The following is a 23,747-nucleotide window of genomic DNA, read 5'->3' on the forward strand; positions in this document are numbered from 1 at the left end:
GATGATCCATCCCGAGCGGGTGCTCCCACGAAGGCGGCCCCAACGCCCGGGCCAGGTTCTGGCGCGCCGGGTCCTCGGCGGTGAAGAGAGGCGCGGCCAGGCAGACGAGGCCGAGGCTCAGCAGCAGGGCGAGGCCGGCCATGGCCGCCCGGTGGCGACGGAAGCGCTGCCAGGCCTCTAGATAAAGGCGCAGCCGTGGCCAGTCGCCGGCCAGCGGCGGCGGTTCAGCCGTAATGGATTCGAGGGTCGATGACGGCATAGAGCAGATCGACGATCAGATTGGTGAGGATGAAGAGCGCCGAGAACACCAGCACGATGCCCTGCACCATGGCGTAGTCGCGGGAGAAGATGGAGTCCACCAGGAGCAGGCCCATCCCCGGCCACCCGAAGACCGACTCGGTCAAGACGGCGCCGCCGAGCAGCGTGCCGAACTGGAGGCCCACCACGGTGATGATGGGGATGAGGGCGTTTTTCAGGGCGTGGCGAACCACCACCGCTGCCTCGGGCAGCCCCTTGGCCCGGGCAGTGCGCACGTAGTCCTGGCCCAGCACCTCCAGCACGCTGGCCCTCGTCATCCGGGCGATCAACGCCACCGAGAACGCGGCCAGCGTCAGCGTCGGCAGCACGATGCTGCCGGAGTCCTCCGACCCGGCGGCCGGCAACCAGTTGAGTTGCACCGCGAACACGATGATGAGCATGAGCCCGAGCCAGTACACCGGCATAGAGACACCGAACAACGTGGAGACCGAGAGCAGGTAGTCGAAGCGCGAGTACGGCCGCGTGGCGGCCAGGGTGCCGGCGGCGATGCCCAGCAGCGCGGCCAGAGCGGCGCTGGTCAGCGCGAGCTTCAGCGTGGCGGCCAGACGGGGCTGCAGCTCCACCAGCACAGGCTGCGACGTGCGTGCCGAGGTGCCGAGGTCTCCCTGCAGCAGGCGGGTGAAGAAGATGCCGTACTGGACGTGTAGCGGCTGCTCCAGCCCGAGCTCGACCCGAATACGCTGGACGTCCTCCTCGCTGGCCAGGAGGCCGGCGATGACACGGGCGGGATCCCCCGGCAGCACCCGCACCATCAGAAAGACGATGATGGAGACACCGAGCAGGGTGACGACCGAAGCCACGAGCCGCTGGGCGAGGTACCGCCGCGCGAACCTCATCGTCCCGGTGCGCCCTCCGAGCCTGAGGACTACCGCGGCCGCGCGTACACGGCGTAGAACTTCTCGTTCGGGATCGAGCTGATGTCTCGGATCTTCGCCGAGTGCACGATGGGATAGCGCTGCACGTAAAGGAAGATCCAGGGCGCCTCGCTCCACACCTTTCTGGAGATCTGGCAGTACAGCTCCTTGCGCTTGTCGGGCTTGGCCTCACTGTCGGCCGCCACGATCATCTCGTCGACTTTGGGATCCCTGTAGAAGCTCGTGGCGAGGCCGCCCGGTGGATGGTAGCTCGTCAGGAATTGAAGCATCTGCTGGGAGGAGTCCAGGAACGCGGGAGCCCACCCGAGGAGATGGAGCTCGGTGGTGTTCCCTTTGTCGAGCGGCGTCGTGATGGTCCTGATGTACGAGGGCCAATCCATCGTCTGCAGTGAAGCCTCCAGCCCGACCTCGCGGAGGAACCCGGCGATCGCCTGGGACACCTCTTTGTCCTGGGTGTAGCGGCCGGTGGGGTGGAGGAAGGACACCCTGGTGCCGGGCTTCACGCTGGCCTCGGCCAGCAGCTGCTTGGCCTTGGCCGGGTTGAACTCGTACGCCCCTTGCTTGCAGTACCCGAACAGGCTGGGAGCGGTGGGCGCGTCCATCGGGTCGGCGGCCCCGAACAGCACGTTCTTGATGATGGCTTGCTTGTCCACGGCGTAATTCAAGGCCTGCCGAACTCGGGGATCGGTGAATGGCGCTTTTTGCGTGTTGAAGGCCACGAAGATGGTCCGGTCGCTGGGAGCCAGCAGGACTTTCACCGCGGAATTACGATTGAGGGCCGGTAGGTCGGCCACCGGTGGCAGCACGATCAGGTCCACCTGCCCCGCGAGCAGCAGGCTCTCCCGGGTCGCGGCCTCGGGAACGATCCGGAACACGACCGTGTCGTAGAAGGGTTTCTTGCCCCAGTATTTGTCGTACTTCGTCACCGTGAGGCTCTCGCCCTTGCGGCGCTCCTTGAAGACGTAGGGGCCGGTCCCCACCGGATGCACGATGTTCTTGTACTCGTTGCCGTGCTTGACGGCCGAGGCCGGCGAGACGATGCCGGACGTGGTCCAGGACAACGCGAGGATCAACGGGGCCGAGGGCCGCTTCAGCGTGATCTTCACGGTGGAAGCATCCAGGATGTCGGTCTTCTCGATGGGATACGGCGCCCGGATCGGCACGCGGACGCTGCTGTCGGCCAGACGGTCGAAATTCCACTTGACGGCCTTGGCGTCGAACGCCGTCCCGTCGTGGAAGGTCACACCCTTGCGGAGCTTCAGGGTGTACTGCTTGCCGTCCGACGACATCGACCAGCTCTCGGCCAGCCCGGGCCGGATCTTGCCCTCCTGGTCTATGAAGGTCAGCGTCTCGACTACATAGTCGACCATGTTGGCCACCGTGGTCGTGGTCATCTGCACGGGGTCGAGGGTGTCGGGGTCGACGCCGACCGCGCCGCGGAACGTGGTGGCCGCGCCGGCCGCACCCCCGGCGGCGCCCAGCATGGTGAGGATCCCGACCGTTGCCACGAACATTCGCAGGCTTCGAAGGCGTGGAGCGCCCATGTGGTCCTCCCTTCACGCGCCGGTCCGTGTACGAAACGATCGTCCCCGGCGCGGTGTTTGTCAACGCCGGCCGGGTCCACCAACTCGCTCGAGACGCGAGGGCATGCGGACCGCTTGGCTGCGGTTATCTGATCAGTTGCGACGCTGCGCCGGGGCGGGCATGCTGGTCGGGACGACATTCGCCGAGGAGGGTTCCCCTATGACGCGACTCCTCCCCGCATCGTGGGCCCCGTATCTGCAGAGCGTGCTCCGTATCGTGGCCGCCTTCCTGTTCCTCACCCACGGGACGCAGAAGCTCTTCGGCGTCCCCGCCGCCGAGCCGCAACAGCCGGTGGAACTGCTGTCGCTGATGGGCCTGGCCGGCATCCTGGAGACGGTCGGTGGCCTGCTCCTGTTGCTCGGGCTCTTTACGGGGCCCGTGGCCCTGGTGCTCGCGGTCGAGATGGCGGGCGCCTACCTGATGGCTCACGCCCCCCGCGGCGCGTGGCCGCTTCTCAACGGGGGCGAGGTTCCGATCCTCTATGGGATCACGTGGCTCTACCTGTCGGCGGCCGGCGCCGGGCCGTGGAGCCTCGATGCGCTCCGCCGAGACCGCCCGGCCGACCGCCGGATCGAAGGCCGGCTCGCCGCGTAGGTGGAGGCCGAGCGCCCGGGCTAGGGCCGCGCCTCCAGGACCAGGTTGAACGGCGTCTCCGTCGCCCGGCGGAAGCTACGGCAACGTGCGGGTCCTCACGCGAGGCGAGCGCGTGTCGCCAGGGGCACTTCCCGATCGCTCGCTCGACGTGGCCGAGCTCATCGGCTAAGGCTCTCGCGTCCGTCCTCGCCGCCACGGCGAAGTTGTTCCGCAGATCCGCACAATTGACGAAGCTGCCATCTGGCAGTAGCATCGATGCCATAACTGTAAGGAGGTCCTGAATGGTCTCGACCGGGCGCCTTGTCCAGACGCTGGGCGGCAAGAGGTTGTTGAGGGAGCGCCCGGCAACGTACGCGGCGGTCATCGCCAGGGCCCGGGCGGGATTGCCGTACGCCACCCTCGAGGCCCTCGCGACTCGCTTCGCGATTCCCCAGGATGTCCTCGTCCACGTCCTGCATTTGCCGCCCCGCACGCTGGCCCGGCGGAAGAAGTCGGGCCGGCTGAGCCCCGATGAGTCCGACCGGCTCCTGCGCCTGGCGCGGGTCGTGGCGAGGGCGGCGGAGGTGCTCGGCAGCGAGAAGCGGGCCGGCGCCTGGCTGCGTGGACCGGTCCGCGCGCTGGGGAGCGTCCGGCCCCTCGATCTGCTCGACACCGACCTCGGGGCCCAGCAGGTCGAGCAGGTCCTCGGGCGCATCGAGCACGGCGTCTACAGCTGATCCGCGTCTGGCGGATCGCCCGTGCCCGGTACGCGGCCTTCGATGGCGAAGGAGCTCGCCGGCATGGCGGCCGCTGGAGCCGGCCGGGCGTCCCGGTCGTCTACACCTCGGCGAGCCTGGCGCTGGCCGCTCTCGAGATCTTCGTCAATCTCGAGCAACCCGAACCCCCGGGCGACCAGGTCGCGATCGCGGCCGAGATTCCCGAGACGCTGACGATCGCGCGGCTGGCGCCGTCGGAGCTACCGGCGAACTGGAGGAGCCATCCCGCACCGGAGGCACTCGCGGAGCTGGGAACGCATTGGGCCCATGAGGCCAAGACTCCGGTACTCGCCGTGCCCTCGGCCGTCATCCCCCAGGAGCTCAACTACCTGCTGAATCCTCGGCACGCCCACTTCAAACGCATCCGGGTCAGCGACCCGGTACCGTTCCGCTTCGATCCGCGCCTGCGACGCCGCTGACGTCAGCTCCGGCCCCGTGACCCGACCCCATGGAGTCTTCTACCGCTCGGCAGATAGTCGAACGCGCTGGCTCGAGATCGACATCTCCACGGTCCCTGGGGGTGGGGGTCGTCCGGCCCGCTCGGTGGCCCGGCCGTTCAGCCGACCGGCGTGGACCTCGCGGACGCAGCGAATCAGCACCTGCGGCCTGGAGGGAGGTCTTACACCATCAGCAGGCCCCGGCGCAGGCCGGTGGTGACCGCCTCGGTACGGCTCCGCGCGTGCAGCTTGTCGAGGATGGCCGCGATGTGGAACTTCACGGTGTGGGTCGAGATCTCGAGGCCCCGGGCGATCGCCCGGTTGCCCATGCCCTCGGCCATCATCGTGAGTATCTCGAGCTCTCGCGGCGTGAGCGGGTCGGTCCCGGCATCGTGCCCCGCGCCGCGGGCGCGGGGCGTTCTGGCGCCCGCGATTGGCGCCGAGGGATGGAGGACGACCAGGCCTGCGGCCACGGCCTCGATGCCGGCGGCGATCTCCGGCGCGGACGCGTCCCGCGGCAGTATGGCGCGCACGCCGGCGCGCAGCAGACGAACGAAGGCTGCCGGGGCCAACTCATCGGCCAGGAGCACGACGGGCGGCAGGCGGGGGGCTTGCGATAGGGCTCGAAGGACAGTCTCGGCGGGCCGGCCCCCCGGATCCACCAGGAGCACGTCGGCGTCGGCGGAGGCCGCTATGGCGTGGTTTCTGGTGCCGGTTAGGGAATCCAGCCGCAGGCCAGGCCGGGCGGCGACCAGCGCCTCCAGCCGGGCGCGCGCCATCGGCCTCGACGCGAGGACTGCCACGCCGATCATGATCTGGCAGAGCGGATCACGAAGGCCTGGACGAGGCGGCTCGGCACGGCCAGCGCCAGCCCGCCCGCGATCATCGCGTTGATGCCGATCACACGCCCGCACGCGTCGGCCATGGGGCCACCGGAGTTGCCGGGCGCCAGCCGCAGGTCGGCCTGAATCAAGCGGGCGCGGCTCCCCTCCCTCGGCGCTGCATGCACGACTCCCGTCGCCACGGCCCCGGCCAGGCCGAACGGAGAACCGACAGCCAGGACCAGCTCGCCGGGGCGGACACGATCGGAGTCGCCCACCGTGGCCGCCGGAAGATCGGCGGCTGCTACCTTGAGCAGAGCCAGGTCCAGCTGCCAGTCCCACCCGACGAGGGCTGCCGGAAGGCGGCGCCGATCGGCCAGCACGACCTGGGCGTCGTCGAGAGCGCGATGGACGCCCGCCACCACGTGAGCACTGGTGACGACTAGCCCATCGGCTCGCCAGATCACGCCAGCCCCACCGCCTCGCCCCCTGGTGCGCAGCTCCACCGTGATCGCCCGAAGCCGGGCGACCACGACGGCGAGCTCGCCCAGGAGCGTGTGCATCGTCTCGCTGGCCGCCATCCTATCGCCGCCGGGCAGGGCGTTCGCCGAGGGTGATCACGACGTCGAGAGGCGCGCCGGCGCGGAGCAGTGAGGCCCTCACGGCGGTGCCCGGTCGCCGCCCGACGAGGACGGCCTGGACGTCGCCGGGATCGTCGAGCGGCCGGCCTTCGAGGGCCACGAGCACGTCGCCCAGCATCACGCCGGCTCCGGCAGCGGGGCCATCAGCCTCGACGCTCACGACGATCAAGCTCTGCGCGCCCGACCCGGGCGCCAGACGTCTCAACGGCTCCGGGAGGGTGACCGCCTGGAGACCGAGCCCCAGGTAGCCGCGGCTGATCCGCCCGGTGGCGAGCAGCTCGTCCACGATCCGCGCCACCGTCGAGGCCGGCACCGCAAGCTCGAGCTGGCGCGACAAGCCCGAGGTCACCAGGCCGACCACCTTGCCGGAAGCGTCCACCAGGGGCCCGCCGGAGAAGCCCGGGTAGAGCACCAGGTCGACACGCAGGAAACGGTCCACCTCGCCGCCCCGCCACGTGCGCCACGGGCCGCCGACGGCGCTCACCACACCCCAGCTGGCCCGGGGCCCGTGCCCGACGGCGAGGACCAGGTTGCCGACCTTGAGCGCGGCGCTGTCGCCGACCTGCGCTACCGGCCAGTCGGCGTCGCCGACTCGCAGGACGGCGAGGTCGGTGCCGGGGTCGCGCGCGACGAGGCTCGCCCGAGCCGCGCGCCCGTCGGGCCAGGCGACGCGAATCTCCTCCTCGACGCGGACGGTGTGCTCGGCCGTCACCACGATTCCCGGGCGCCAGTGCACGCCGGTCGAAGGCAACCGCGGGCGGGCGTGCACGGCGACGACGGCGCCGGCGGTGCGCTCGACCGCCGCGGCGAGGTCGTTCGAGAGCGAGAGCAGCGTCTGCATCAGGAGCCTCCTCTCGGGAGCGCCGTGGTCGGCGCCAGCCTGTGACGCTCCCGGTGTGAGCCCACGATGCACGAGGCCCGGGCGGCTGGGAATCGCCCGAATGGCTAGGGCCTCGGACGGCGAAGGAACCGCTACGGCCAAATGCCCGTTCTAGTTGGCAAAAGGTCCGCCGCGAATCCAATCGGCAGGCGACCGCGTCACAAGCAGTGTTGGGCCAGTGGCAGATGTGTCGGAGGAATCGCCATGAAGACATCCTCGAGCACGGTGAGGCTTCCCTCGCGCGACGATGACAGCATCGCCCCGGTCACCATTCTCGATGCCGAGGGGCGGGTCGTCCGTGTCGTTCCCGCGACCGAGTTCCGTCGGCCTGGGCAGGCCGCGCGGGGGCACTGGCACGAACGACGCCGCCGGCCGCCCAGATCGAAGGCCGGAGGTACCGGGCCCGAGGACTGACGGCAGGATCGATGCGATCTCTAGTTGTCTCTGTGGCCCTGACCGGAATCCTCGCCTTGTGGAGTTGCGTTCCGAAGGCCAACGCCTTCGATCCGCACCAGGCGTTTGCCAAGGGCGCATGGGCGCTCTCGGTCGAAGGGGGCTACGGCGAGCAGGTGAATTTGGGGGATGCCACGATCACCGAGCTGGACTTCTTCAATGCCGGCCTCCGTCTCGGGTTCTTCCCGTGGGGTATTGGCGGCCCCGGCCCCCTGGCGGGGGCGCTGGAGATTGGGGTCGAGCCCCTCTATCAGCGCTTCTTCGATCCGGTCGATGCCTACTTCGCCGGACTTGCCGCGGTGACGCGCTACCACTTCACCTCGCTCGGCCGCGTTGTTCCATACCTCGAGATCGCGGGCTCGGCAGGCTACACGGACCTCAGGGTCCGTGAGCAGGACACGAACTTCGTGTTTCTTCTGTTTGGCGGTGTCGGCGCCTCGTATTTCGTCACGGAGCGCACGTCGATCTACGCAGGCTATCGATTTCAACATATCTCGAACGCGGGTATCGACTCTCCGAACCGTGGGATCGACTCGCACACCGGAGTCTTCGGGCTCTCGATGTTCTTTCGCTGACCGTGCCGCGAACAAGGACTGGTAGGTGCGTTGCACGTCGGCACGGCCACGAGCCACCCATCGAACTGCGGCGGCTCGCTGCCGATCGACGGCGACGCGCTGGGTGAGAAAGGTCACGCTTCAGGCGAGGCTGGTCGCCTACCCCAGGGCCCGCAGGGCCGCTACCGTGTCGGCCGGCTCCGGGCGCGTCGTGTAATCTGGATCGACGTCGCGCCAGCGAATGATCCCTTGTCGGTCGATGACGAAGCGCGCCGGCATGGGCAGCGTCCACGAATCGTCGCCGTTGTGCTTCGGCAGGTCGACGGGGAAGGTCTTGTACAACTCGATCAAGTCGTCGGGCAGGCGGAAGACCAGCCCGTAGCGACGAGCCACCTGGTTGCCCCGGTCGCTCAGGATGTCGAAGGTCAGGTGCCGTCGAGCGATGAACTCCCGGCTGTGGTGCGGGAGCTGCGGCGAGATGGCCACCAGGGTGGCGCCGGTGACGGTGATCTCGGGAAGCGCGTTTTGTAGAGCCGCCAGCTCTACATTGCAGTACGGTCACCAGCCGCCGCGGTAGAAGGTCACCACCAGCGGCCCCCGCGCCAGCAACTCTCGCGAGTTGACCTGACGCTCCTCGGCGTTGGGCAGTGTGAATTCCGGCGCCCGCACGCCCACCCGGGGGACGTTCTCGACCGCCCCCGACCGCCGCAGGTTATCGACGGCGCGGTGCATGAGGGCAACGACTTCGGGCGGGCGCTTGGCTTCCGCCCGCGCCTTCAGCGCGGCCAGCTCCTCATTGAGCGACATGGGAGTCCCTCCACTCAGCCTTCGTCCATTCGGTGAGTCGCCACTTGATCTGATCGCGCACCCGGCGGAACACCTCTAAGCGGTCCCCTTCGGAGCCAGCGGCTCGAGATGGATCCTCGAAGCTCCAGTGGAGCCGGGTCGTCGTCCTCGGAAAAACGGGGCACTGTTCATTGGCGCTGTCGCACACCGTGATCACGTAGTCCCATGGCTCGTCCACGAGCGGGTCGAGAGTTTTCGACGTGTGTCCGCTGAGGTCGATGCCGGCCTCGGCCATCGCTCTCATCGCGAGCGGGTGCACGCGTGTCGCCTCGGTGCCCGCGCTCGCCACCTCGAACCGCTCACCGGCCAGGGCACGCAGAAAGCCCTCGGCCATCTGGCTCCGGGCCGAGTTGTGCGTGCAAAGGAACAACACTCGCTGCTTGCTCACCCTCTGCCTCCCATGTAGGGTCGATTCGGTCACGGAGTGTATACGCCCGATTGGGGGGCCGCCAAGTGTCCGTAACGACTTTGCAACGATTCAATCTGGCCCGGCGACTGACCGCGGAGGCCGTCGGGACGGCGCTCCTTCTCGCGGCCGTCGTCGGCTCGGGCATCATGGGGGAGCGGTTGGCGGGCGGCAATGTCGCCCTGGCCCTCCTGGCCAATACCGTGGCGACTGGCGCCGCACTCGGCGCCCTCATCTTGACCTTCGGGCCGATCTCCGGCGCGCATTTCAACCCGGCGGTGACGCTGGCCGACGCGACGCAAGGCGGCCTCCCGTGGCGGGAGGTGCCCGGTTACGTCTCGGCTCAGGTGTCTGGCGCGTTCGTGGGGGTGGCCGCCGCGCATCTCATGTTCAGTGAACCGCTCTTCGTTGCCTCACGCCACTCGCGGGCGGGCCTGGCCCAGGCATTCGGTGAGCTCGTGGCTACCTTCGGACTGCTCGCAGTGATCTGGGGCTGCGCACGTCTGCGATCCTCTGCGGTACCCCTGGCCGTCGCCAGCTACATCACCGCAGCCTACTGGTTTACGTCATCGACCTCGTTCGCCAACCCGGCCGTCACGCTCGCGCGATCGGCGACCGATACGTTCACGGGTATTCGGCCCGCGGACGCCCCCGCCTTCATCGTCGCCCAGCTCGTGGGCGCCGGGGCGGCGACCGGGCTCTTCCGGTGGCTCATCCCCACCCTGCCCGAGATAGCGCCCACCGTCGTGGTGCCGCACGCGCAGGCCGTGAGCCAGAAGCTCGACCCTACATGATGGTTCCCTGCATCAGGCCCCCGAGGTACGCTCGCACGCGCGCGTCGGTCAGCAGGCTGGCGAAGTCGGGAATGTCCCAGGCGCGCCCCTCGCCGACGAAGATGAACCGCTCGCACAGCTCGCGCAGGATGTCGAGGTGGTACGTCTCCGTCGGGTGCAGGCAGACGAACACGAGCCGGCCGGCGCGGCGCAAGCGGCAGAAGAACTCGATCATGAAGCCGATGTAGCCGTCCTGGGTGCTGAACTGCGGCTCGTCGAACAGGTGCACGACCGGCGTCCGCGACACCGCGCGCGCCAGCAGCGCGTCGGGCCTCGTCCGGGCCACGCGCCGCACCTGGTAGGACTGGTGGTAGTGGACGGCCAGGCGGTCTCGCTCGCGGCGCTTGACGGTGTTGATGTCCTGGCCGAGGCAGCGCACGTGGCCCGACGTGGGCGGTCGGCTGCCGGTCATCAGCTCGAACAGCGTGGTCTTGCCGGCGCCGTTGGCGCCCATCATGCCCACGATCGCCGGCTCGGCGAAAACCAGGTCGGCCTGGATCGAGAAGGTGACCTGCCGGCGGAGCCAGCCCCGGGCGTATTCCTTGCGCACGGCGTCCAGGACCAGCAGCGGGGCGGGGCGGGCCACGCTCACACGCCCAGCAGCCGGCGGCGTCGCGCCGGGTCGTCGCGCAGCTCGTGCGCCGGGCCTTCGTGGACGATCGTCCCGCGGTCCATCACGTAGACGCGGTCGGCGACGGCCAGCGCCGTCGGGGCATTCTGCTCGACCAGCAGGGCGGCCACACCCTCGGCCTTCAGGCGCCGGATCAGGTCGATCACGTCGCGGACGACCTTGGGCGCCAGCCCCTGGGACGGCTCGTCGAAGAGCACCAGGCCGGGGGAGCCGAGCAGGGCGCGTGCGATCGCGACCATCTGCATCTCCCCGCCGGAGAGGTTCTCGCAGTCGCGGTGGCGCAGATACTCGAGCGCGGTGAAGCAGTCGAGCACCTCCTTGAAGCTCCAGGCGCGAAACGGGGTGCGCTTCATGGCGATCGTGAGGTTCCGCTCCACGGTGAGTGTCGGGAAGATCCGGCGGTCGTCGGGCACCCAGGCCACGCCGGCCCGCGCGATCTCGTGGGTCGCGGCGCGCGTGATGTCGCGGCCAGCGAAGTGGATGCGCCCGCCGCGGGCGGGCGTGAGCCCGAGGATGGCCCGCAGCGTCGTCGTCTTGCCCGCCCCGTTGGGGCCGAGGAGGCAGACGATCTCGCCCGGGGCCACGGTCAGGGAGACGCCGAACAGCACCTGGGTCTCCCCGTACGAGACGTCGATGCCCGCGAGCTCGAGCATCACACCGTGGCTCCGAGGCCCGAGCGCGCCAGCCAGGGGTCGGCGCGCAGCGCGTCGGGCGTGCCCTCCGCGATCACCTGGCCCCAGTGGATGACCGAGATCCGGTCGGCCAGGCGGAACAGGAACGCCATGTCGTGCTCGATGATGACGAGCGTCAGCACCCGCCGCAGCTCCTGGACGAGCTCGGCCAGGCGGGCCGTCCCCTCGGTGCCGAGCCCCGAGGTGGGCTCGTCGAGGAAGAGCAGGCGGGGCTCGGCGGCGACGGCGAGGCCGATCTCGAGCGCGCGGCGGTCGCCGTAGGACAGCCGCCCCGCCGGCACCCGCTCCTTGCCGCGCAGGCCGACGCGGGCGAGCACCGCCGCCGCCTGGTCCTGGGCGCCCGCGTTGCGCCGCAGGTCCTGGAGCATGTTGAAGGAGCGCGCGCGCACCGCGGGCGCCGCCAGCAGCACGTTTTCCAGCGCCGAGTACTCGTCGAAGACGTTCATGAGCTGGAACGACCGGGCCAGGCCTCGGCGGGCGATGGCGTACGGCGGCAGCCCCGTGATGTCGTCGCCGTCGAAGACGACCCGGCCGCGGTCCGGGCGGACGCCGCCGGTGAGGACGTTGAAGCAGGTCGTCTTGCCCGCGCCGTTGGGGCCCATGATGCCGCTCAGCTGGCTCGCCGGGAAAGCCAGGTTGATGTCCTCCAGGACCACGTGGTCGCCGAACCGCTTGTGCAGGCCGTGCGCCTCGAGCAGGGCCACGCTCACTCCCCCGCCGCCGGTTGCAGGGCGATGGCGCGCGCACGCCGTCGCGCCCCGAGCCGGGCCACGGCGTCCTGCCCGAGGCCGGCCACGCCTTCCGGCTTGAACATCACCACGAGCATGAACATGAGGCCGAACCAGAGGAGCCAGGACTCCGTGTACGCGCCCAGCAGGTCCCGCGCGACGAAGTAGATGACCGTTCCCACCACCGGGCCCCAGAAGCTCACCAGGCCGCCGCCGACGAGGGCCATCAGCACCACCACTCCCGACCACTGCAGGCTCATGACCTGCACGTAGGCGCCGTTCTGGGCCATGGCGAAGAGGCCACCGGCCAGCCCGGCCACGGCGCAGGACAGCGTGAAGCTCGCCCACTTGTAGACGAACACCCGGTACCCGAGGTAGGCCATGCGGGTCTCGTTCTGCTTGATGGCCCGCAACACCTTGCCGAAGGGCGAGTGCACCAGCCGCCAGAGCAGCGCCGTCACCCCGACGAAGGTCGCGAAGACGAAGTACGACAGGGCCAGGTTGCTCGTGAGATCGAAAGCCACGAGCCCGAGGTCGGCGGGCAGTCGCTGGATGTTGAGCAGGCCGTCCTCGCCGCCGGTGACCGACGTCCACTTGCTGGCGATGAAGAAGAACATCTGCCCGAAGGCGATCGTCATGAGCGCGAAGTAGATCCCGCGCCGATGCGAGATGAAGAGCGCCACCCCGCCGCCCACGGCCGCCGCGGCCAGTGTCGCCGCGAGCAGGCCCACCCAGAGGTTGGCGACGAGGTGAAACTGCGTGAGCCCTATCGCGTAGGCGCCGATGCCGAAGTAGGCGCCGTGGCCGAAGGACGGCAGCCCGGTGTAGCCGAGCAGAAGGTTGAACCCGAGCGCGAAGATGCACCAGATGAGGATCTCGACGCCCAGGTAGCGGTAGAGTCCCACCCGCTCGATCCAGAGCGGCAGCGTGCCGAACAGCGCGAAGGCCGCCAGCATGGGCAGCGACAGCCACCCACCGGCGAAGCCGCGGGACTCGGCGGCCGGCGTCATCGCTCCAGCACGCTCTTCTTGCCGAGCAGGCCGCGGCCGCGGATGGTGACGACGACGATGAGGAGGATGTACATCGACACCAGCGACCAGGCGGTGGCGAAGGCGCCGGTGATCCCCACCACCATGCCGACCAGCAGCCCGGCGATGACCGCGCCCCAGAAGCTGCCCACCCCGCCCAGCACGATCACCACGAAGGCCGGCACCACCGCGTCCACGCCCACGTGCGGGCGCACGCCCCAGATCGGGGCCATGACGATCCCGGCCACGGCGGCCAGCGCGGTGCCGAAGGCGAACACCAGGAGCCGCAGGCGGGGGAGGTTGACGCCGAGCGCGCGCACCATCTCGCTGTCGTGGGCGCCGGCCTTGATGAGGGCGCCGTAACGCGTCCGCTGCAGGAACAGCCACAGGAGGAGGATCATCGCGACCGCGAAGGCGGACGCGAAGAACCGGTACACGGAGTAGATGAGCCCGCCCACCGTGATGCCGCCGGTGATGGCCGCCGGCACCGGCAGGAAGCGCTCCGTCGGTCCCCAGACCAGGCGGATCAACTCCTCGAGGACGAGCGCGGCGCCGAAGGTGAGCAGCAGGCCGTACAGCGGGTCGCGCCCGTAGGTGCGCCGCAGGCATACCTCCAGCGCCATGCCCACGCCGGCGACCAGGACGGGGGCAAGGAGCAGGGCCACGACGAAGCGCGACGGGATGGGGAGCCCGAAGTAGGGGGCCAGCGCGGCCAGGCGCAGGCCGCCGTCCGGCGTGACGAGCGCGACGGCGACGTAGGCGCCCAGCGCGAACAGCGAGCCGTGGGCGAGATTGATCACCTCCATCACGCCGATGATGAGCATGAAGCCAAGCGCCACCAGGGCGAACAGCAGCCCGAGCGCCAGCCCGTTCAGCAGGTGCGGTCCCAGCGTGATGAGCAGGTCCATGTCGGGTTGCGGCCCTGGCCGGGCCCGCCCCCCGCGGGCCCGGCCAGCCGCATCTTACTGCTCGTAGGTCGGCGTGTTCTCGTACGACTGCAGCTTGCACGTCTTGGCCGATTCGGGGTCGCGGACCTTGCCCGGCTCGGCCCAGGAGAGGATCTTGAAGTAGTCCGTCTGGTCGGTGGGTTTGTCGTTGCGCCCGGCCAGGTAGACCGTCTGCTGCACGTGGTGCGTCTCCGGGTCGATCCAGGCGTCGTGGTGCTGCAGGCGGTCGCGCGCGGACATCCGGTGCCCCTCCAGGGCCTTGATCACCTTGATGTTGTTCGTGCTCCCGGCCCGCTCGATGGCGCGGACCAGCTCCCACATCGCCATGTAGCCGTTGTAGAAGACGTTCCCGGGAACGTCGATGCGCGTTTCCGGCCAGCGCTGCTTGTAGCGGCGCACGAGGTCGGTCACGCCGGGCAGCGGGAGCTTGTGATACCACGTCGTGCCGAACACGCCGAACACGGCCTCGATGCCGAGCCCGTAGACGTCCGGCCAGTCCTGCTGGTTGTTGAGCCACGCCGGCTTCTGGTCGAGGCCCAGCTTGACCACCTCCTGGCGCATGACCTTGAAGTCGTCGCCGCCCACGGCGGCGGCCACGACGTCGGGCTTGGCCTGCTGGACCTTGAGGAGGATCGGTGAGAAGTCCCGCGTGCCGACGGGCACCAGGATCTCGTCGATGATCTGGGCGCCGAACCGGGTGGCGATCGCCCGCGTGGCCTTCGACGTGTTGTGGCCCCAGACGTAGTCGTTGGTGAGCAGCTGCCACCGCTTGCCGAAGGTGCGCACGGCGTTGTCGGCGGCGGCCAGGGCGAAGTTGGCGCCGCTGCCGTCCCACACGAACTTCACCCGCTTGCAATCCTTCCCGGACTCGGTGGGGGAGCTGGAGTTGGTGTTGAAGTACACGCAGCCGTACTTCTGCGCGACCTGACCGATGGCGTTGGCCACCCCCGACTGGATGGCCCCCACGAGGAACGCCACCTCGTTGCGGGTGATCATGCGCTCGGCCACGCGGGAGCCCGTGGCCGGGGTCGTCTCGGTGTCGGCCGTGATGTACGCGAGCTTGCGGCCGAGCACGCCGCCTCTGGCGTTGGCCTCCTCGATGGCCATGATGGTGCCGCGCTGCTCGTCCTGGCCGCTGTTGGCGAACTGCCCGCTGGCGTCGTGGGTGAGCCCGATGAGGATCGGCTTGTCCTTCCTCTGGGCGTAGACGTGGTGGTGCCGCCACGGCCCGAAGAAGGTGGCCCCGCCGACCAGCGCGCCGTTCACCAGCAGGGTGCGTCGCGAGATGCCGCTCGTCATTGCCGTGCCCTCCCGTGGATCTGCAGGGGTGCGCTCCTTTTCAGGTGGTCTCGGCCAGCCGCTCCATCGCGAGGAGGCGGTGGCGCTCGACGGCGCGCGCAGCCCGGGCCGTGTCGCCGGCCTCCAGCGCGCGCAGGATCTCCTCGTGCTCGGCGAGCGACTCGGCCGCGAAGCCGCCGCGCCGGGCGTGCATGATCACGCGATAGTACTCGCCGCGATCCCAGACGTTCTGCAGCACCTGGACGACCTGGCGCAGCCCCGAGACCTCCCAGAGCATCCGGTGAAAGCGGCTGTCGGCGTTCACGGCGCGCCCCGTGTCCCCGGCGCGGCGGGCGGCGACGATCTCGGCCTGGACCTCGCGCAGGCCCTTCAGCGTCACGGGGGGGATCTTGCCGTCGGCCTCGCGCAGGCAGAGCGCTTCCAGCGCCGCCATCATGAGGAAGCGCTCGCGGAACTCCTCCCGCGACAGGCCGGACACGACCACGTCGCGATGGGGATTGATCCGGACGAAACCCTCGCTCTCCAGGCGGCGCAGCGCCTGCATCACGGGGATCCGACTGATCCCGGCCGCCCGGGCCACGGCGGAGGCCACGATGCGCTGCCCGGGCGCCAGCGTGCCCCGGATCAGGGCCGTGCGGATATGCTCGTAGGCGAGCTCTTCGAGCGTCCGGTGCTGCAGGGGCGCCGCGAAGAGGTTGACCGGGTCGACCGCCCCTCGCGCCCGCCCCCTAGCCCTGGCGGCAGGCCGGGGGCTCCTGGCCGAGCGCGCCCGGGTCCGGGGGGGCCGGCGTGTTTGCATATTGAATACGCTGTATACAATCGCGGGGTCGGCACGTCAAGAGGGGCCCACGGATCTGCGAGCACGGCCCTCGCCGACGTCGGTGCCCACGGGTCACGACCACTCCGCGGGCGGCCGGTCGAGCGCCGCCCGATCCCAGCGGCCGAGATCCGCCCCCGCCTCGTACACGCTCTGGTAGAAGTCCAGCACGGCGTCATCGGGCCGGGGCGCCTTGCGCACCGCTTCGTACGGCAGGATGAAATCCGCCATCTCGCGACTGTAGAAGGCGGCCTGGGGCCGGATCGGCGCCGCCGCGAAGCCCGGGGCCTCGGGCCGCGCGTAGGCGTAGAAGGCGGGCTCGGGCACGGCGCCGCTGCCCGGCCAGAACCCGACGCTGATCTCCTCGTGGGAGTTGGCCTCGCGGATCACCCACCATTCGGTCTCCGGGTGCTCGGGAGCGCGCCGCCCGTTGAATCGGGTGAGGGCCATGTCGAAGGCGCCCCAGAAGAAGTGTACCGGGCTGGTCTTGCCGAGAAAGCGCCCCTGGAACCGCTTCATGATCCTGTCGGCGTGCAACAACATCAGGAAGAAGCGGTGGACCTGCCCCGCATCGTAGGAGGCGTGGGCGCGATCCTCGAGGAACGGGATCGGATGGTCCACCTCGACCGGCACCGGCCACAGCTTCACGGCGATCCCGAGGCCGCCGAGGAGCGCCACGTACTCTCGATAGAAGTCCGCGACGGCCTGTGCTCGCAGCGGGAGGGCACGGATCGCTCCCTCGCTCGTCGTCACGACGAGCCGGTGGTCGATGAAATCGAACTCCACCTCGAAGGCGCCGGCGCCGTGAGGGATCGGGGTCGAGGTCACCCCCCGTGAGGTGACGTACAGGGGGACGTGCCACCAGTGGTTCTGCCTGGGCGCCAGGGCCAGCCGCGTCTTCCCCACGATCTGCGCCCACATGTGAAGCGTGTCGTGGGTCTCCCGCCACTCCGCGAGCGGCAGGCTGGGCCAGTGTTCCGTGCCAGACGAAACCATCGCGGCCTCCCGGTTACGCCAGGTCGAAGACCAGGATCTCGGACGGGCGCTCCCCGACGAAGGTCAGGCGCTCCTCGCCGCTGACCGCGGCGCCGTCCCCCTCCCCGAGCCGGGTGCCGCTCACCGAGACCGCCCCGCGGGCGACGTGGATCCAGGCATGACGCCCTGGCGCCGGTCGCAACTCCCGATGCTCACCGGCGCCGATGAACGCGGCCCAGAGGTCCACGTCCTGGTGGATGTCGAGACTTCCATCCCTGCCCCCTTTCGAGGCGAGGAGTACGAAGGTCCGGCCTGCCCTGGCCCGATCGAAGGCCTGCTGCGCGTAGGAGGGCTTCAGCCCTCGCTCGCCCGGCACGATCCAGATCTGCAGGAAGTGCACGGGCTCGACCTTCGAGTGGTTGTACTCGCTGTGGGTGACGCCGGTGCCCGCCCGCATCAACTGGATCTCGCCCGGGCGGATCACGCCGCCTCCGCCGGAGCTGTCCTGGTGCTCCAGCGCGCCCTCCAGCACATAGGACAGAATCTCCATGTCGCGGTGGCTGTGGGCGCCGAAGCCGGCGCCCGCCTTGACGCGGTCGTCGTTGATCACCCGCAACGTTCGGAACCCCATGTGCGCGGGGTCATGGTAGTCCCCGAACGAGAAGGTGTGCCGGCTGTCGAGCCAGCCCCAGTCGGTGCGACCGCGCTCGTCGGCAGATCGAACCTGGATCATCGTCCTGTCTCGTTCATTGCTTGGATCAGGCACAGGTGATTCAAAGTTCCCTCCCGCCCAGACTACTGTCGAGGCGGCGTATGCGCAAACGGTAGCTTCGCGTGGCGCGCTCACCGATGTCGGCGAGCGCCTCACCGCGCCCGGGCGAAGTAGATCCGCTCCAGCTCCGGATGGTTCAGGATCGCCTCTCCGGTGCCGCTGAGCGTCACCCGGCCCGATTGCAGCACGTAGCCCCGCCGGGCGTGCTTCAGCGCGCGACGGATGTTCTGGTCGATGAAGATGACCGTCGTGCCGCCGACGTTGATCTCCAGCAGGAACCCCATGAGCATCTCCTGCACCCGGACGGCCAGCCCCAGGAAGGGCTCGTCCACCATGAGGCAGCGCGGCCGGGACATCAGGGCCCGGGCGATGGAGACGAGCTGCTGCTCGCCGCCCGAGAGGAGCCCGGCGCGGGCGCGGCGCTTCTCGCGCAGGACGGGGAACCGGGCGTAGAGCCCCTCGAGCGATTCCTCGAGCCGCGCGGCCGGGGCCGGGAGGTAGGCGCCGAGCCTCAGGTTCTCCTCGACCGTCATGTACGGGAAGAGCCGGCGGCGCTCGAGCACGTGGGCCACGCCGTACGCCGTGATCTCGTGGGGCGAGCGGCCGTCGATGCGGGTGCCGTCGAAGCGGATCTCTCCCGCCCGCGGGCGGACGAGGCCGGAGATGCTGTTCATCAGCGTGCTCTTCCCCGAGCCGTTGGGGCCGAGCAGGCACACGAGCTCCCCCGCGTCCACGTGTAGATCGACCCCCCACAGGACCTGCAGGTCCCCATAGGCGACCTCCAGCCCCTTCACCTCCAGCAGCGGGCCGGGCTCAGCCACCAAGGTAGGCCTGGATGACGCGCGGGTCGTTGCTCACGGCGGCCGGCGGCCCCTCGGCGATCTTCTCGCCGAGATGCAGGGCCACCACGCGGTCGGAGAGGGCCATCAGGAAGGGCAGGTCGTGCTCGATGATCATGAGCGTGACGCCCTCCCGCTCGCGCAGGCGCCTGAGGAGCTGGCCCATCTCGTCCACCGCGCCGGGATCGACGCCGGCGGTGGGCTCGTCGAGCAGGAGCAGGCGCGGGCGCGTGGCCAGGATCCGCGCCAGCTCGATGCGCCGGCGCTGGCCGGTGCTGGCGGCGAACGCCTTCTTGTCGGCCTCCCGCTCGAGGCCGACGAGCGCGAGGCAACGCCGGGCCTCCTCGCGCGCGGGGCCCAGCCGAGCCGTCCGGGCCAGCGCCCCCACCAGCACGTTCTCGACGAAGGTCAGATCGGGAAAGGGCCTGAGCCGCTGGAACGTTCTGCCCAGCCCCCGCGCGCTGACGGCGTGGGGGCGCTCGCCGGTGATGTCGCTGTCGTCGAAGACGATGCGACCGGCGTCGGGCCGCGTGAAGCCGCTGATGAGGTCGAAGAGCGTGGTCTTCCCGGCGCCGTTGGGGCCCATGACGCCCACGACCTCGCCGGCCCGCACGCCCAGGCTCACCGCGGAGTTGGCGACGACGCCGCCGTAACGCTTCGTGAGGCCGGCCACCTCCAGCAGCAGCGCCATCTAGCCGGCCAGGCTCACGCGCACGCGCTCGGCGCCGGTGCGCCAGATGCGGAGCCCGATCGTCTCGAGCGCGGGCAGATCCTCGGGCAGGAGCCGCGCGACCCAGTTGACCCGGGCCTCGCCGCGCCAGTCCCGCACGATCTCGGCGGCGTAGAAGAGGCCCATGGTCTCGAAGCCGGTGTGGTCGTACACGCCTTCCCATTCCCGCGCGTAGATGATGTCGCCCGCGCTCACCCGGTTGACCTGGTGCTCCATCGGCGGCTTCGCGGGCAGCGGCAGCGGCAGGAACACCTCGCGCCCGGCCCAGCGGGCGTGCAGCACCTCCGCCTCGTGGGGCAGCACGGCCAGGATCGCGGCGCAGGTGCGCGGCGCCCGGTCCTCCAGGAGGGTGGCGCGGACGCGGCCGCCGCGCGCGAACTCGTACACGAGCTGTCGGGCCATCAGAAGCCTCCCGTGACGTTGAGACACTCGCCGGTGATGTAGCTGGCCGCCGGGCTGGCGAGAAACACGATGGCTGCGGCCACCTCGCTGGGCTCGGCGTAGCGCCCCATGGGCGCGAGGCCTTCCATCCGCTTCCGCTCCGCCCCCGGCCACACGGCGGCCGCCATGTCCGTGTCGGTCATGCTCGGCGCCACGCAGTTAACGCGGATCCGGTCGGGCAGCAGCTCGCGGGCCCAGTAGCGGGTGAGCGCGATGAGCCCGCCCTTGGCGGCCGCGTAGTGAGGGCCGATCGTGCCCCCGCGCACGCCGGCGACGGACGAGACGTTGACGATGGCGCTGCCACCGGCGGCGCGGAGCAGGGGCAGGCAGGCGCGGGTGGTGAGGAAGGCGCCGGTCAGGTTCACCTCGAGCACCCGCCGCCACGTCTGGAGATCGAGCGTGGCGGTGCGCGCCACGGCGGTGCTGCCGGCGTTGTTCACGAGGACGTCGAGCCGGCCGTGGCGCCGATCTATTTCCTGGGCCAGCCGCGCCAGATCGGTGTCGCTGGTCACGTCGGCCCGCGCGGCGTGGGCGGCTCCCGACGACGCCTCGATCTCCCGCACCACCTGCAGCGCCTGCTCGGCGCGGTTCAGGTAGGTCAGGGTGACGGTCGCCCCCTCGGCGGCGAAGGCGAGCGCCGTCGCCCGGCCGATGCCCCGCGAGCCTCCGGTGACCAGCACGACCTTCCCCGCCAGGCGGCCGGGCTCAGACACGCTGGCCCTCGGGCTCGGCGCGGCGGTAGGCCCGGCCGATCAGGCCCATCGGCCGCCAGGCCGACATGATCATGATGAGACAGCCGTAGATGATCAGGTCGACGTTCCGCCCGCTCCCCGAGAAGTGCACGCGCGAGAGCTCCGAGATCGGGATGAGGACGGCGGCCCCCAGCACGGGCCCCCAGAGGGTGCCGATACCCCCGAAGATCGGGATCAGCGCGATGAGCACCGAGAGCGAGAGCGGCAGCACGCTGGGCGGATCGATGAAGAGGACGAACTGCGCGTAGAACGTGCCGACCATGGCGCTCAGCGCGCCGCTGATCGCGATGGCGATGAGCTTGTAGCGCCGGATGTCGATGGCCAGGCTCATGGCCGCGGTCTCGTCCTCGCGGATCGCCTTCAGGCAGTAGCCGAGCTTCGAGCGCTCGACGACTGCGGCGACGGCGAGCGCGACCGCCAGCATCCCCAGGGCGATGTAGTAGTAGGGGGCCTTCGACTCGTGGAACTGGAAGGCGGCCAGCGACGAGGGCAAGATCGGGAGCTGCAGGCCGAGCCCGCTGCCCACCGCCTCCCAGCCGCTGAAGATGACGGCGATGCTCTCGGCCAGCACGGCGGTGGCGATGACGAAGTAGTGGCCGCGGAGGCGGAAGCACGGAAAGCCGATGAGCACGGCCACGGCCGCCCCCACCACCATGCCGGCGATGAGGCCGAGCCAGGGATTGAGGCCCAGGCGCAGGAAGACCAGCGTGGAGGTGTAGGCGCCGAGCCCGAAGAAGATCGAATGGCCGATCGACACCTGGCCCGCGTAACCCCCGAGGATGTTCCACGCCGTCCCGAGCGTGGCGTACATGGCGATCACGATGAGGACCCGGAGGGTGAACGGGTCCGTCACCCAGGCCGGCACGGCCAGGACGGCGGCGGAGACGACGAGCCCGGCCGCCGCGCGCGTCACCAGCGGCCCAGCAGCCCGGCAGGACGCAGCACGACGACCAGGAGGTAGATCCCGTAGACGAACACGTACTTGTAGAGCGAGGTCACGAAGTACCCCGCCGCGACCTCGACGACGCCGATGGTGATGCCCGCCACGAAGGCCCCGCCGATGCTGCCGAAGCCGCCCAGGGCCACGGTGGCGAAGGCGACCAGCGCGAACACGGCCCCGACCCGCGGGACGATGTAGTAGTGGGTGGCGAGCAGCGTCCCGGCGACCCCGACGCACGCCGCGCCGATGCCCCAGGCCAGGCCGTAGATGCGCTCGGTGTTGATGCCGAGCAGGGCGGCTGCGTCCCTGTCCTGCGCGGTGGCGCGCAGGGCCCGGCCCAGCGTCGTCCGCTCGAGCAAGAGCCAGAGCGCGAGCATCCCGGCGAGCGCCCCGAGCGCCGAGGCGAGCTGCGGCAGGCTCACCACGATCCGGCCCAGGACGAGGCGCCCCGAGACCGCGGAGGCTCCCACCGCGTGGTAGTCGGCGCCCCACACGAACTGCGCCGTGCCCTGCAGGGCGATCATCAGGCCGAAGGTCGCGAAGATCTGCGCGTGGCCGGGCCCGCGCATGACCCGGCGGATCAGCGTGGAATACGTCAGCCGGCCGATGGCGAAGAGCAGCAGCACGGTCAGCGGCAGCGCCGCCAGCGGGTCGATGCCGCCCCGAGCGTACAGGAAGAAGGTGGCGTACATCGCCAGCATCAGGAACTCGCCGTGGGCGAAGTTGACGATGTTCATGACGCCGTAGATGAGGGTCAGACCGCTGGCGATCAGGCTCAGCGTGAATCCGATGAGGAGACCGTTGATGAGGACCTGGAGCAGGATCTCGGTCGGCGTCACGGACGAGGACCCCGGGCCCGGCCGGATCGCCCCGGCCGGACCCGGATCGCGGTGGCGGCTACTTCCAGGCCGGCCGTGGCCAGATCAGATCGGCGGACGCTCCCTCGAACGGCCAGACGAGCCTCGGGTTCTGCGCCTGGTTCTGCACGATGATGCCCCGGCTCATCGTGTTCTGGCCCTTGGCGTCGAACTTGATACCGGGCCACGGCATGATGATCTGATCGGCGCTCAGGTTGGTCTCGGTGAGAGCCTTGCGGATCCCCTCCGGCTGGGTGGACCCGGCCCGGTTGATCGCGTCGAGGAGCACCATGATCCCCGTGAAGGCCCGGGCGGGCGTCCCGTCCATCTCCTTGGAGAACCGCTGCTTGTAGAGATCGTTGACGGCCCGGATGACCGGCTTCGTCTTGCCCAGGTCGCGCGACCAGTGCTCCCGGGCGAGGAAGTAGTTGGAGTCGTCCTTCAGCGCCTCGCGGAATTTGGAGGACACGAACCCGGCGCCGTGGGTCAGCGTGCCCTGGGGATTGAAGCCCAGGAGCTTGTAGGTCTTGGTCAGGAGGATCGCCTCGCCCTCGTAGCACGCGTGCAACACCACGTCGGGCTTGGCGGTCAGCAGCCGCTGGACCTCGCTGGTCAGGTCGGTGGTGCCGTTGGCGTAGGCGATGTCGGCCACCAGGGTGAACTGGGGGTACTCGGCGAAGTACTTCTTGGCCGACTTGGCGAGCTCCTCGCCCCACAGCGTGTTCTCGTGGATGATGGCGATCGTCTTGACCTTTGCCCGGCCGCGCTTGTTCAGGTCGGCGAGGAAGTCGAAGTAGTCCTTGGCCTGCGTGAAGGAGCTGGGCGTGGTGCGGAAGAACCACTTGAACCCGCGCTCGGTGAGGTTGCTCGCCTCCGACTCGCCCGTCACGTACGGGATGCCGTAGCGCTCCGCCACCTGACTCGAGGTCGCCGCCACCGAGCTGTAGTAGGCGCCCACGATCGCCGCCACCTTCTCGCGGGTGATCAGGCGCTCGGCGTCGGCCGCGCCGACCTCGGGCTGGCCCTGGTGATCGGTCACGGTGAGCTTGACCTTCGCGCCACCGAGCCGCGGCAGGCCCTCGGTCTTCGCCAGTGGCAGCGGCAGATCGAACTTGCCGTTGACGATCTCCACCGCGAGGCGCAGCGCGTTCACGGTGTCCTCGCCGGACTTGGCGGCTGGCCCCGAGAGCGGGAAGATCGCCCCGATCTTCACCTCCGGCGTCTGGGCGGACGGCGCACCGCCGGCGGTCAGGAGCGCGAACAGGCACAGGATCACGACGATCGCGAGATGCTTCGGCATCT

28 protein-coding genes and 1 pseudogene are annotated in these 23,747 nt (G+C 69.9%); 5 read left to right on the forward strand and 24 right to left on the reverse strand.

Features of this window, described 5'->3' with window-relative positions:
• Positions 1–224: 224 nt before the first annotated feature.
• The gene (locus tag VFR64_21175; protein ID HET9492246.1) at positions 225–1,154 is read right to left on the reverse strand and encodes an ABC transporter permease; all 930 of its coding nucleotides are present in this window, start codon (positions 1,152–1,154) and stop codon (positions 225–227) included.
• 29 nt (positions 1,155–1,183) lie between these two features.
• Complete coding sequence (locus VFR64_21180; protein HET9492247.1) at positions 1,184–2,707, reverse strand: ABC transporter substrate-binding protein; 1,524 nt, start codon at positions 2,705–2,707, stop codon at positions 1,184–1,186.
• Between the two features lie 229 nt (positions 2,708–2,936).
• Between VFR64_21180 and VFR64_21185 the strand changes: the two genes are divergently transcribed.
• The 3 genes from VFR64_21185 to VFR64_21195 all read left to right on the forward strand — a co-directional run bounded on the left by VFR64_21185 (position 2,937) and on the right by VFR64_21195 (position 4,545).
• Entirely contained in the window at positions 2,937–3,371 is a 435-nt protein-coding gene (locus tag VFR64_21185) for a DoxX family protein (protein ID HET9492248.1), read from the forward strand.
• Positions 3,372–3,652: 281 nt separating this feature from the next.
• A complete protein-coding gene (locus VFR64_21190; protein HET9492249.1) occupies positions 3,653–4,087 on the forward strand; it encodes an antitoxin Xre/MbcA/ParS toxin-binding domain-containing protein in 435 nt (144 codons plus the stop codon).
• A gap of 14 nt (positions 4,088–4,101) precedes the next feature.
• On the forward strand, positions 4,102–4,545 hold the full coding sequence (locus VFR64_21195) for an RES domain-containing protein (GenBank protein HET9492250.1): 444 nt from the start codon (positions 4,102–4,104) through the stop codon (positions 4,543–4,545).
• A gap of 200 nt (positions 4,546–4,745) precedes the next feature.
• Here VFR64_21195 and VFR64_21200 read toward each other — a convergent pair whose 3' ends face one another.
• The 3 genes from VFR64_21200 to VFR64_21210 are packed head-to-tail and all read right to left on the reverse strand — an operon-like array spanning position 4,746 to position 6,866.
• Positions 4,746–5,366, reverse strand: coding sequence for a response regulator transcription factor (locus VFR64_21200; GenBank protein ID HET9492251.1), 621 nt, complete (start codon positions 5,364–5,366; stop codon positions 4,746–4,748).
• Positions 5,367–5,371: 5 nt separating this feature from the next.
• Positions 5,372–5,965, reverse strand: coding sequence for a trypsin-like peptidase domain-containing protein (locus VFR64_21205; GenBank protein ID HET9492252.1), 594 nt, complete (start codon positions 5,963–5,965; stop codon positions 5,372–5,374).
• A gap of 1 nt (position 5,966) precedes the next feature.
• Positions 5,967–6,866 (reverse strand): S1C family serine protease, encoded by a 900-nt coding sequence (locus VFR64_21210; protein ID HET9492253.1) that lies wholly within the window; start codon positions 6,864–6,866, stop codon positions 5,967–5,969.
• Between the two features lie 485 nt (positions 6,867–7,351).
• Here VFR64_21210 and VFR64_21215 point away from each other — a divergent pair, with 485 nt between their 5' ends.
• The gene (locus VFR64_21215) at positions 7,352–7,933 is read left to right on the forward strand and encodes an acyloxyacyl hydrolase (GenBank protein HET9492254.1); all 582 of its coding nucleotides are present in this window, start codon (positions 7,352–7,354) and stop codon (positions 7,931–7,933) included.
• A gap of 138 nt (positions 7,934–8,071) precedes the next feature.
• Here the strand turns inward: VFR64_21215 and VFR64_21220 are convergent.
• The 3 genes and pseudogenes from VFR64_21220 to VFR64_21230 all read right to left on the reverse strand — a co-directional run bounded on the left by VFR64_21220 (position 8,072) and on the right by VFR64_21230 (position 9,146).
• Positions 8,072–8,458 (reverse strand): annotated as a pseudogene (locus VFR64_21220) (peroxiredoxin-like family protein).
• A 12-nt stretch (positions 8,459–8,470) separates the two neighbouring features.
• Complete coding sequence (locus VFR64_21225; GenBank protein HET9492255.1) at positions 8,471–8,719, reverse strand: hypothetical protein; 249 nt, start codon at positions 8,717–8,719, stop codon at positions 8,471–8,473.
• A complete protein-coding gene (locus tag VFR64_21230; GenBank protein HET9492256.1) occupies positions 8,706–9,146 on the reverse strand; it encodes an arsenate reductase ArsC in 441 nt (146 codons plus the stop codon). Before VFR64_21230 ends, VFR64_21225 begins: the two co-directional genes overlap by 14 nt.
• An 80-nt stretch (positions 9,147–9,226) precedes the next feature.
• Between VFR64_21230 and VFR64_21235 the strand changes: the two genes are divergently transcribed.
• A complete protein-coding gene (locus tag VFR64_21235) occupies positions 9,227–9,958 on the forward strand; it encodes an MIP/aquaporin family protein (GenBank protein HET9492257.1) in 732 nt (243 codons plus the stop codon).
• Here the strand turns inward: VFR64_21235 and VFR64_21240 are convergent.
• From VFR64_21240 to VFR64_21315, 16 genes are all read right to left on the reverse strand, one after another.
• A complete protein-coding gene (locus tag VFR64_21240; GenBank protein HET9492258.1) occupies positions 9,951–10,589 on the reverse strand; it encodes an ABC transporter ATP-binding protein in 639 nt (212 codons plus the stop codon). The two genes, VFR64_21235 and VFR64_21240, sit on opposite strands and share 8 nt — an antisense overlap.
• Positions 10,586–11,281, reverse strand: a complete 696-nt coding sequence (locus VFR64_21245) for an ABC transporter ATP-binding protein (GenBank protein ID HET9492259.1) — start codon at positions 11,279–11,281, stop codon at positions 10,586–10,588. Before VFR64_21245 ends, VFR64_21240 begins: the two co-directional genes overlap by 4 nt.
• The gene (locus VFR64_21250) at positions 11,281–12,030 is read right to left on the reverse strand and encodes an ABC transporter ATP-binding protein (protein ID HET9492260.1); all 750 of its coding nucleotides are present in this window, start codon (positions 12,028–12,030) and stop codon (positions 11,281–11,283) included. Before VFR64_21250 ends, VFR64_21245 begins: the two co-directional genes overlap by 1 nt.
• Complete coding sequence (locus tag VFR64_21255) at positions 12,027–13,058, reverse strand: branched-chain amino acid ABC transporter permease (protein ID HET9492261.1); 1,032 nt, start codon at positions 13,056–13,058, stop codon at positions 12,027–12,029. Before VFR64_21255 ends, VFR64_21250 begins: the two co-directional genes overlap by 4 nt.
• Positions 13,055–13,984 carry a branched-chain amino acid ABC transporter permease gene (locus VFR64_21260; protein ID HET9492262.1) on the reverse strand — a complete coding sequence of 310 codons (930 nt, stop codon included), beginning with the start codon at positions 13,982–13,984 and terminating at the stop codon, positions 13,055–13,057. Before VFR64_21260 ends, VFR64_21255 begins: the two co-directional genes overlap by 4 nt.
• Positions 13,985–14,038: 54 nt before the next feature.
• Positions 14,039–15,322, reverse strand: coding sequence for an ABC transporter substrate-binding protein (locus tag VFR64_21265; protein HET9492263.1), 1,284 nt, complete (start codon positions 15,320–15,322; stop codon positions 14,039–14,041).
• Positions 15,323–15,362: 40 nt separating this feature from the next.
• Complete coding sequence (locus tag VFR64_21270; protein ID HET9492264.1) at positions 15,363–16,121, reverse strand: GntR family transcriptional regulator; 759 nt, start codon at positions 16,119–16,121, stop codon at positions 15,363–15,365.
• Positions 16,122–16,214: 93 nt separating this feature from the next.
• Entirely contained in the window at positions 16,215–17,135 is a 921-nt protein-coding gene (locus VFR64_21275; GenBank protein ID HET9492265.1) for a DUF5996 family protein, read from the reverse strand.
• Positions 17,136–17,148: 13 nt separating this feature from the next.
• Positions 17,149–17,847: a pirin family protein gene (locus VFR64_21280; GenBank protein ID HET9492266.1), complete on the reverse strand. Its 699-nt coding sequence runs from the start codon at positions 17,845–17,847 to the stop codon at positions 17,149–17,151.
• Positions 17,848–17,978: 131 nt separating this feature from the next.
• Positions 17,979–18,707 (reverse strand): ABC transporter ATP-binding protein, encoded by a 729-nt coding sequence (locus VFR64_21285; GenBank protein ID HET9492267.1) that lies wholly within the window; start codon positions 18,705–18,707, stop codon positions 17,979–17,981.
• A complete protein-coding gene (locus VFR64_21290; protein ID HET9492268.1) occupies positions 18,700–19,416 on the reverse strand; it encodes an ABC transporter ATP-binding protein in 717 nt (238 codons plus the stop codon). Before VFR64_21290 ends, VFR64_21285 begins: the two co-directional genes overlap by 8 nt.
• Entirely contained in the window at positions 19,417–19,857 is a 441-nt protein-coding gene (locus VFR64_21295) for a DUF3830 family protein (GenBank protein HET9492269.1), read from the reverse strand.
• Positions 19,857–20,609: an SDR family NAD(P)-dependent oxidoreductase gene (locus tag VFR64_21300; protein HET9492270.1), complete on the reverse strand. Its 753-nt coding sequence runs from the start codon at positions 20,607–20,609 to the stop codon at positions 19,857–19,859. Before VFR64_21300 ends, VFR64_21295 begins: the two co-directional genes overlap by 1 nt.
• Positions 20,602–21,561 carry a branched-chain amino acid ABC transporter permease gene (locus VFR64_21305; protein ID HET9492271.1) on the reverse strand — a complete coding sequence of 320 codons (960 nt, stop codon included), beginning with the start codon at positions 21,559–21,561 and terminating at the stop codon, positions 20,602–20,604. Before VFR64_21305 ends, VFR64_21300 begins: the two co-directional genes overlap by 8 nt.
• A complete protein-coding gene (locus VFR64_21310) occupies positions 21,558–22,427 on the reverse strand; it encodes a branched-chain amino acid ABC transporter permease (protein ID HET9492272.1) in 870 nt (289 codons plus the stop codon). The genes VFR64_21305 and VFR64_21310 overlap by 4 nt, the downstream gene beginning before the upstream one ends.
• Positions 22,428–22,485: 58 nt before the next feature.
• Positions 22,486–23,745 carry an ABC transporter substrate-binding protein gene (locus VFR64_21315; protein HET9492273.1) on the reverse strand — a complete coding sequence of 420 codons (1,260 nt, stop codon included), beginning with the start codon at positions 23,743–23,745 and terminating at the stop codon, positions 22,486–22,488.
• Positions 23,746–23,747 lie beyond the last annotated feature (2 nt).

The sequence above is a fragment of the Candidatus Methylomirabilota bacterium genome (assembly GCA_035709005.1).
Taxonomy (GTDB): Bacteria; Methylomirabilota; Methylomirabilia; order Rokubacteriales; family CSP1-6; genus 40CM-4-69-5.